Origin of the sequence: Polaromonas sp. (assembly GCF_029945925.1) — a bacterium.
Classification (GTDB): Bacteria; Pseudomonadota; Gammaproteobacteria; order Burkholderiales; family Burkholderiaceae_C; genus Polaromonas.
On sequence record NZ_JAQSDN010000014.1, the window covers coordinates 54,308 to 63,314 of the forward strand.

General features: G+C 62.3%; 7 protein-coding genes and 1 pseudogene. All 8 read left to right on the forward strand.

What is annotated here, in order from left to right:
- The first annotated feature begins 69 nt into the window (after nt 1-69).
- On the forward strand, nt 70-468 hold the full coding sequence (gene cheY, locus PSV40_RS03850; RefSeq protein WP_300534398.1) for a chemotaxis response regulator CheY: 399 nt from the start codon (nt 70-72) through the stop codon (nt 466-468).
- 1 nt (nt 469) lies between these two features.
- Nucleotides 470-1,111, forward strand: coding sequence for a protein phosphatase CheZ (gene cheZ, locus PSV40_RS03855; RefSeq protein ID WP_300534401.1), 642 nt, complete (start codon nt 470-472; stop codon nt 1,109-1,111).
- A gap of 130 nt (nt 1,112-1,241) precedes the next feature.
- Nucleotides 1,242-2,384: a flagellar biosynthesis protein FlhB gene (flhB, locus tag PSV40_RS03860; RefSeq protein WP_300534404.1), complete on the forward strand. Its 1,143-nt coding sequence runs from the start codon at nt 1,242-1,244 to the stop codon at nt 2,382-2,384.
- Nucleotides 2,381-4,471, forward strand: coding sequence for a flagellar biosynthesis protein FlhA (gene flhA / locus PSV40_RS03865; protein WP_300534407.1), 2,091 nt, complete (start codon nt 2,381-2,383; stop codon nt 4,469-4,471). The genes flhB and flhA overlap by 4 nt, the downstream gene beginning before the upstream one ends.
- A complete protein-coding gene (flhF, locus tag PSV40_RS03870; protein WP_300534409.1) occupies nt 4,468-6,876 on the forward strand; it encodes a flagellar biosynthesis protein FlhF in 2,409 nt (802 codons plus the stop codon). The genes flhA and flhF overlap by 4 nt, the downstream gene beginning before the upstream one ends.
- Nucleotides 6,877-6,895: 19 nt before the next feature.
- Nucleotides 6,896-7,585 (forward strand): hypothetical protein, encoded by a 690-nt coding sequence (locus tag PSV40_RS03875; protein WP_300534412.1) that lies wholly within the window; start codon nt 6,896-6,898, stop codon nt 7,583-7,585.
- A gap of 55 nt (nt 7,586-7,640) precedes the next feature.
- Complete coding sequence (locus tag PSV40_RS03880) at nt 7,641-8,405, forward strand: RNA polymerase sigma factor FliA (RefSeq protein WP_300534415.1); 765 nt, start codon at nt 7,641-7,643, stop codon at nt 8,403-8,405.
- A gap of 68 nt (nt 8,406-8,473) precedes the next feature.
- Nucleotides 8,474-8,888: pseudogene (locus PSV40_RS03885) on the forward strand (PAS domain-containing protein); the annotation flags it as partial.
- Between the last annotated feature and the right edge of the window lie 119 nt (nt 8,889-9,007).

The window sequence follows — 9,007 nt, forward strand, 5'->3', positions numbered from 1 at the left end:
AAGAGCTCTTGGGTGGTGCCTTGTGAGCCTCCCGTTGATGTGTGTTGGTAGTCAAAATTTGGAGTGAACGTGGTCGACAAAAATATCAAGATTCTGGTCGTGGACGATTTCCCGACCATGCGAAGGATTGTTCGCAACCTGCTCAAGGAGCTGGAGTTCGTCAACGTGGATGAAGCCGAAGACGGCGCGGTGGGCCTGGAAAAGGTCCGGAGCGGCAACTACGGTTTTGTCGTCTCCGACTGGAACATGCCAAACATGGACGGTCTGGCGATGTTGCAGGCGATTCGCGCCGACCCCGCATTTGCCAAGCTGCCGGTGTTGATGGTGACGGCGGAAGCAAAAAAGGAAAACATCATTGCTGCGGCCAAGGCTGGAGCCAATGGGTATGTGGTCAAGCCGTTTACAGCCATCACGCTGGAGGAAAAGATCACCAAGATCTTCGAAAAAATAGAAAAAGAAGGTGCTTGACATGGCTCACGACACAACTTCCTCTGTGCCCGTGGGCGACTCGACCGAACAGCTGGTCAATCGCATCGGGCATCTGACGCGCCAGATGCGAGAGGGCATGCGCGAGCTGGGCCTGGACAAGGGCATTGCCCGGGCGGCCGAGGCCATTCCCAATGCGCGTGACCGCCTGAGTTATGTCGCCCAGATGACCGAACGAGCGGCGGAACGGGCGCTCAACGCAATTGACGTGGCTCAGCCCATCCAGGACAACCTGTCGAAACAGGCCATCAGCCTGTCCCAGCGCTGGGACGTGTGGTTTGCCAGCCCGCTGGAGCTGGACGATGCACGTGACCTGGTGAGGGACACGCGCAGCTACCTGGCGGCCGTCCCGCAGCAGACCAGTGCGACCAACGCGCAGTTGATGGAAATCATGATGGCCCAGGATTTCCAGGATCTGACCGGTCAGGTCATCAAGAAAATGATGGACGTGATCAAGGACATGGAGACGCAGCTGCTGCAGCTGCTGATTGACAACGCCCCCATTGACAAGCGGCAAGAAGCCGGCCACGGCCTGCTCAACGGCCCCCAGATCAAGCTGGGAAACACCGACGCGGTGGACGATCAGGGTCAGGTCGACGACCTGCTGGCCAGCCTCGGCTTCTAGCCCGCGGCAGGCGGCTGATTGCCCAAGGAACAGGCCTATCCCCGGCCTGTTTGTCTGATCGGTTCAAGACCCTCTCCCCAATAATCGTCGTGAAGAGGCGCCTTCCGGCGCCTGTCGCTCCGGAGCATTGATGGCGGAAGAAAGTGATCTCGAAAAAACCGAACCAGCCTCGCCCCGGCGTCTGGAAAAAGCGCGTGAGGAGGGGCAGGTCGCCCGGTCCCGGGAGCTGGTGACTTTTGTCATGCTGACCACGGGCGTTGGCGCCCTTTGGACCCTGGGAGAAATGATAGGCGGGCATCTCGACAGCGCGCTGCGCAACGGCTTGCAATTCGAGCGTGCTTCGGCCTTTGATCCGTCACACATGATGGTGCAGGCAGGGACGGCCGTGCTGCACGCGATGCAGGCGCTGATGCCGGTGCTTCTCATGATGATGGTGGCGGCACTGGTGGCGCCGATGATGCTGGGTGGCTGGCTGCTCTCGGGAAAATCACTGGTCCCCAAATTCTCCAAGTTGAACCCCGTGGCCGGCATTGGCCGCATGTTTTCGGCCGAGTCGCTGGCCGAGCTGGTCAAGACCATCGTCAAGTCGCTGCTGGTCGGTGGCGTGGCCTGGTGGGTCATCTCGGGCAAGCTCGATGCCATCATGGCCTTGATGAACGAGCCGGCGCGCGCTGCGCTGCCGCATGCCTTGCACCTGGTGGCTGGCAGCTGTGCCCTGATCATCGCTTCGTTGCTGCTGGTGGCGCTCATCGATGTGCCCTACCAGCTTTGGAGCCACGCCCGCAAGCTGCGCATGTCGCGCGAAGATTTGCGCCAGGAGCAGAAGGAAAGCGACGGTGATCCGCAGGTCAAGGCTCAGATCCGCAGGCAGCAGCAGCAGATGGCCAGGCGCCGCATGATGGCCGAGGTTCCCAAGGCCGACATCATTGTCACCAACCCAACCCACTTTGCGGTTGCACTGAAATACCACGACAAGGACATGCGCGCACCGCGCGTGGTTGCCAAAGGTGCCGACCTTGTGGCCCTGCGCATCCGCGCCATGGCCGAAGAACACAAGGTGCCGGTTCTGGAAGCGCCGCCGCTGACCCGGGCCCTGTTCCGTCACACCCAGTTGGGCGATGAAATCCCGGCCGCCCTGTATGCCGCCGTGGCTGAAGTGCTGGCCTGGGCCTACCAGCTGAACCGCGCCGGCACGGAAGGCGGCGCGCTGCCCCGCACCCCGCGTGACCTGCCGGTCCCCGAATCACTCGATCCTCTTGGAAGTCCCGCATGACACTGGCGAATTTATTGTTGCGCCTGCCCAGGCAGATGCTGGCCGGCAACCAGGGCAAGGGGCTGGTCGGCCCCATCCTGATCATCCTGATTCTCAGCATGATGGTGTTGCCGCTGCCACCGTTTCTGCTGGACCTGCTGTTCACGTTCAATATCGCACTGTCGATCATGGTGCTGCTGGTCAGCATGTACACCATGAAGGCGCTGGATTTTGCGGCTTTCCCGGCCGTGCTGCTGTTCACCACGCTGCTGCGGCTGTCGCTCAATGTCGCGTCCACCCGCGTGGTGCTGATGGAAGGCCACACGGGTCCGGATGCCGCCGGCAAGGTGATCGAGGCGTTCGGGCATTTCCTGGTCGGTGGCAATTTTGCCGTGGGTGTCATGGTGTTCATCATCCTGGTCGTGATCAACTTCATGGTCATCACCAAGGGCGCCGGACGTATTGCCGAGGTGGGCGCTCGTTTCACGCTCGATGCGATGCCGGGAAAACAGATGGCGATCGACGCCGACCTCAATGCCGGCCTGATTGGCGAAGACGTGGCGCGCAAGCGCCGTGCCGAAGTGGCCCAGGAGGCCGACTTCTACGGATCGATGGACGGCGCCAGCAAGTTCGTCCGCGGCGACGCCGTTGCAGGCCTTCTCATCCTGGTGATCAACATCATTGGCGGACTGATTGTCGGCATGGCCCAGCACGGCCTCGGTTTTTCGGAGGCCGCCACGACCTACACCCTGCTTGCCATCGGCGACGGCCTGGTCGCGCAGATTCCGGCCCTGGTCATTTCAACCGCGGCGGGTGTCATCGTCTCGCGCGTGACGACCGACGAGGACGTGGGCGGGCAGCTCACCGGTCAGCTGTTTGCCAATCCCCAGGTCCTGTTTCTGACGGCGGGCGTGATTGGCCTGATGGGGTTGATTCCCGGCATGCCGAACCTCGCCTTCCTGATCATTGCGGGCGGCCTGGTCTGGCTCGGCCGGCGTGTCATGCGAGGCGGCGGGAAGAGCGCGGATACCGCGGTGGCGGCGCCTGCGCCGGTGGTAACCGCCTTGGAGTCGCAGGAGGCCACGTGGGACGATGTGGCGCTGGTGGATCCGCTCGGTCTCGAGGTGGGCTACCGCTTGATTTCCCTGGTGGACAAAACCCAGAACGGCGAGTTGCTTGGGCGCATCAAAAGCATACGTAAAAAATTCGCACAGGACATTGGTTTCCTGGTGCCCGTGGTTCACATCCGCGACAACCTCGAAATCAAGCCGAACGCGTATGTGGTCAAGCTCAAGGGTGTACAGATCGGCCAGGGCGAGGCGTCCCCCGGGCAGTGGATGGCCATCAACCCGGGGCAGGTCAGTGCCACGCTTCCCGGAACGCAGACGCGGGACCCGGCCTTCGGCCTGCCGGCGATCTGGATCGACAGCAGCCTGCGCGAGCAGGCCCAAATTTACGGTTATACGGTGGTGGATGCCAGCACGGTCGTCGCCACCCACCTCAATCACCTGATTCACGCGCACGCCGCCGAGCTGCTGGGGCGGCAGGAAGTCCAGCAACTGCTTGATCGCATCGGGAAAGAGTCGCCCATGCTCATTCAGGATATGGTTCCCAAAACCCTGACCCTCACGACGCTGCAGAAGGTGCTCCAGAACCTGCTCGACGAGAGCGTGCCTATCCGGGACATGCGCACCATTCTGGATGTGCTCGCCGAGCACGCACCGACGGTTACAGACACCACGGAGCTGACGTCGCTGATCCGGCTGGCGCTGGGCCGCGCGATTGTCCAACAGATTTTCCCGGGCAACGAGGAACTGCAGGTGATAGGCCTCGACAGCTCGCTGGATCGTGTTTTGCTGCAGGCCCTGACCAACAGCAGTGGACTTGAGCCGGGCCTGGCTGACAGCCTGTTGAGGGAAACCCAGCTGGCCATGGACCGCCAGTCCCAGCTGGGTCTGGCGCCTGTGCTGGTGGTCCAGCACCCGCTGCGTGTGTTGCTCGCCCGATTTCTGCGCCGCAGCCTGCCTCAGCTCAAGGTGATTTCCCACGCTGAGATACCCGACACCCGCACCATCAAGGTGACCGCCACCATTGGAGGAAAAGCGTGACTACCCATCTGACACCCGGCACCCCGAACTACCATTTTACGGCGCCATCCAGCCGTGAGGCGCTGCGCCTGGTCCGCGAGACACTTGGCCCCGACGCCATGGTCCTGTCCAACCGCGTGACGGCGGGCGGCATTGAAATCGTGGCGACCCTGGAAGAGCCCGTCGCCAGGGTGACGGCTCCGGCGACGCCGCCGACCGCTCCCAGCCCGCCTCCGGCCGACCCTTCACCTGCGGCCCAGCCAGCGCCGGGGCCGACCACCGCCAATGAAGGCGACAGCGTTCTGCGGGAAATTCACTCCATGCGCGGAATGATTGAGGAGCAGCTTGCCAGCATGGCCTGGAACGAAAAACAAAGGCGCGACCCAGTACGCGGGCACTTGCTGCGCACGCTCCTCGGCGCCGGCTTCAGCGCACGTCTGGCCAAGGAAATTCTGGAAAACCTGCCCACCGGCCAGCCATATGCCTGTGGCATGGACTATGCCAAGGCGGAACTGGCACGGCAGATGCTTGTGATCGAGGATGAAGACGCATTGATGGACGCGGGTGGCGTTTATGCGCTGATGGGGCCGACCGGTGTTGGCAAGACCACCACGACCGCCAAGCTGGCTGCGCGTTGTGTCATGCGTTTCGGGCCGGAAAAACTGGCGCTGGTCACCACCGACAGTTACCGGATAGGCGCCTACGAACAATTGCGCATCTATGGCCAGATTCTGGGTGTCTCGGTGCATGCCGTCAAAGACGCAGCCGACCTGGAGCGCGTGCTGGGGGACCTGCGCGACAAACATATGGTGCTGATTGACACGGTGGGCATGAGCCAGCGTGACCGCGCGGTCTCCGACCAGATCGCCATGCTGTGCGGCGCCAGTCGCCCGGTCAAACGCCTGTTGCTGCTCAACGCTTCCAGCCATGGAGACACGCTTAACGAAGTGGTGCAAGCTTACCGCCACAGCGAACAGCGGGCCGGCAGCACAAACCTGGCGGGCTGCATCTTCACCAAAGTTGACGAGGCGACGCATCCCGGTGTGCTGATTGACATGGCCATTCGCCACCAGTTGCCGGTGCACTACATTTCCAACGGCCAGAAGGTTCCCGAGCACCTGATGCTGGTTGATCGCATGGCGCTGGTTGACAGCGTGTTTCAGGCCAAAAGCCCAAGCGCATTGTTCGTGCCCGGTGAGGCCGATCTTGACGAGCGGCCGGCGCCGCTGAGCAATGAGGCAGAAGTGGCTGCGGCAGAGGCTGTCAGCGAGCGCCTGCGCTCGCAATGCCAGCAACTGATCCGGGCGCTGACCCACAACGCCCAGGAGCTGGCGTCCAATGCGAGCGCGCTTGCCAACGGCCAGATCGGCTTTGAGGAAACCCGCGCACTCTGGCGCCAACTTTGCGACGACCGGGTTGGCGTGGAAACGGTCGCGCAAACGCAGCGTTCCCAGGCGTCAGCCGACATCCATGCCGGCTGCAGCGACTACGTCCTGGCGGTTGCCGGCGAAACAAGCCTTGCATGGGAGGACGGTGATGATTCCCGTGTGCTCGGCAGCACCCTGCTACTGTCGGATCGCACCGGCCGGCCCTTCGCTGCACCGCAGCAGCTCCTGGCCAGTTCTGCGCAGCCTGGCATGTCACAAGCGGGTGACTGGGCACAGAAATTTGGAAAACCCGTCGTCCACTTGTTTGCCCGTATTCCCGCCTCCGGGCTGATCAATCAGTGGCAGTCCGGCGGCCTTCAATGGGCGGCTTCGGGTACCGCTGCCCTTCGTATCATGGATGCAGGAAATGGAGCGCCGGGAACGTTGGCCAAGCTGGCAGCCGGGCTCACCTTCAGTGCGCCGAAACCGATAACGTATCGGAGAAAGCCCGCATTGATATCGGTGGCAGAAGCGCTGGTTGTCCTGCGCCCTGACCCCAGGGACGGCGCGGTGGGTATTGCGGCGGCTTCTTCGACGCTGCGCTGTGTGGTGAGGCGCATTGTTGACGCGGACAGCGGCAAGTCGCTGGCGCACAGCTACGTGCTGGTCAGTATCGGCGTCCAAGCCACAGCGCAGCAGATGGCGCAGTGGCCCGGCTGGCGGGCCGCTGCCGAACCGTATTTCAAGCTTCTCAAGCAGGGCATTTTGCAGCTCGGAGGCGCTGGCCCGTCGGATGAGGCGGCCATGCGCAAGCGTTTGCTGATTGCCGGGCAGGCTTGCACCACGGTTTTTCGCCTGCAATATGTGCAGGACGCCTGGGCTGACGCGGCGCGCAAGGTGCTGGCGCAACTGGCCGGACGATCGGTGCGTCCGGACCGACCGGTGCCGGGCCCCGTGCTGTTGGAAGGCCTGGGGAAACTCTTTGTGCTGCTCGATGCGCTTGAGACCGATGGTGCAGCCCCGTCACCTCAACCTCATCGGGTGACGGCGCGTGTTTGAGGTGGCCACCGAGAGGAAAGTGGTCACCGATCAGGCGGATGGCCTGCGACGCCTGATGGCTGGCAGCCCCGGGCGGCTGGTGGCTGTGGTTGGCAGCGGACCGACCGTGGGTGCGACGTGCGTCACATTGAACCTGGCGGCAGCATTGATGCAGCAAGGCAAGGACGTCATGCTGCTCGATGAGCGCAGCGGGGCGCCGCCAACCCCGGTCCAGCGTGAGGGTCGGCTGGTGTTGATCGACGCTGTGCTTGACAAGGACGGCGCGCTCTCGCCGCTGGCTGCCCAGGCAGACCATGTCCTGGTGGTGTTGCAGCCGAATGTGGCGTCTATCACGGCGTCGTATGTCTGCATCAAGCGGCTTCACTACGCGCATGCGTTGCAGCGCTTGCGTGTGCTGGTCAACCACGCCACCGACGCGGCCGAGGCGCAACGCATTCTGGTCAATCTGGCGCTTACCGGTAGCCGCTACCTTGCCCTGGCACTGGAGCCCGCCGGCTGCGTGAGGGCTGACCCGCGTCTGTCCCAGGCTCAGCGGCTGAACTTGACCGTCGTCGAGGCATTTCAGGCCAGCCCGGCCGCACTGGACTTTCGCCAGATTGCGTCGGATTTGCTGCAGTGGCCATGGCGGCTACCGGGAGGCCGCGCGCCTTCATTGCTTCCCGAACGGACGGCCCGCCACGAGGCCTGTCCCGTGTTGGAGATGCACTGATGCCGCGGCCAAATTTTGAATTTCCCGATTGTTAAGAAAGCAGGAGGAATCCTCAATGTACACATCCCAGGGAAAGATCGACAAGTCTGGTCCGTGCGACTTGCTGACGCAATACGCGCCACTGGTGCGTCGCCTGGCCTTGCAGCTGATTGCCAAGCTGCCGGCCAGCGTCGAGCTCGATGACCTGATCCAGGTCGGCATGATGGGTCTGCTCGATGCCGGCAATCGTTACAAGGACGACCAGGGGGCGAAATTCGAAACCTACGCCAGTCAGCGCATCCGCGGTGCCATGCTTGACGAACTACGTTCCAACGATTGGGTGTCGCGTGGCTTGCGGCAATCCTCGCGCGGGGTCGCCAAGGCGGTTCACACCCAGGAACAGAAACTGGGACGCGCGCCCACCGAAGGCGAGATCGCTCAGGAGCTGGAGCTTTCACTGGACGCCTATCAACATCTGCTGCTGGAGATTCACGGTAGCCAGCTGGTCTATTACGACGACTTCGATCAGGGCGACCAGGAAAACAGGGACAACAGCTTTCTTGACCGGCAATGCCAAGGCGCCCAGAGCCTGGCCGAAGAGCCGCTGACACAGCTGCTCAGAGGCGACTTCCGGCGTCAGCTGATGGAGGCCATCGAACTCATGCCCGAACGCGAGCGCCTGCTGCTCAGTCTGTATTACGACGAAGAGTTGAATCTTCGGGAGATCGGTGCCGTGCTGGAGGTCACCCAGTCACGTGTTTGCCAGCTCCACAGCCAGGCCATCAGCCGCTTGCGCGCCAGCCTGCGCGAGTCGCTGGCGTCTCTGAATACGTCCTCTTAAGCAACAACGAGTGGTCTTCGAATGACCCATCAAGCACTCAAAGTGCATGCCAAAGAAAGCCCCCCTAAGTGCGCAGCAATTTACCCGTAACGACGACTGAATACGAACTTCAAGAGGATGCTACGCTGGTCTCCAGGACTGATCTCAAGGGGCGCATTACCTATGTCAGCCCTGCCTTTGTGAATGTGAGCGAATTCACCAAGGAAGAGCTGATGGGAAGCGCGCATAACGTCGTGCGCCATCCGGACATGCCGGAAGAAGCGTTTGCAGATCTCTGGACGACGCTGGGTCAGGGCCTGCCCTGGACCGGCCTTGTCAAAAAGCCGGCGCAAAAGCGGCGACTTCTACTGGGTGCTCGCCAATGTGAGACCCATTCAAGTCGGTGGCAGGACGCAGGGATTCATGTCGGTGCGCAGCAAACCGGCGCGAAGTCAGATTCTCGAGGCTGAGCAGATTTACCGGAAATTCAGGGAAGGCGCAGCAGCGCACCTGGCCATTCGGCAAGGCCGCGTGATGCGACGCGGCTGGCGCGCAGCTTTCACCTCGGTTAGGGCAATGCTGAATAAGTCCCCCAGCTGGCCCGTGACTTGCATGTAGAACTG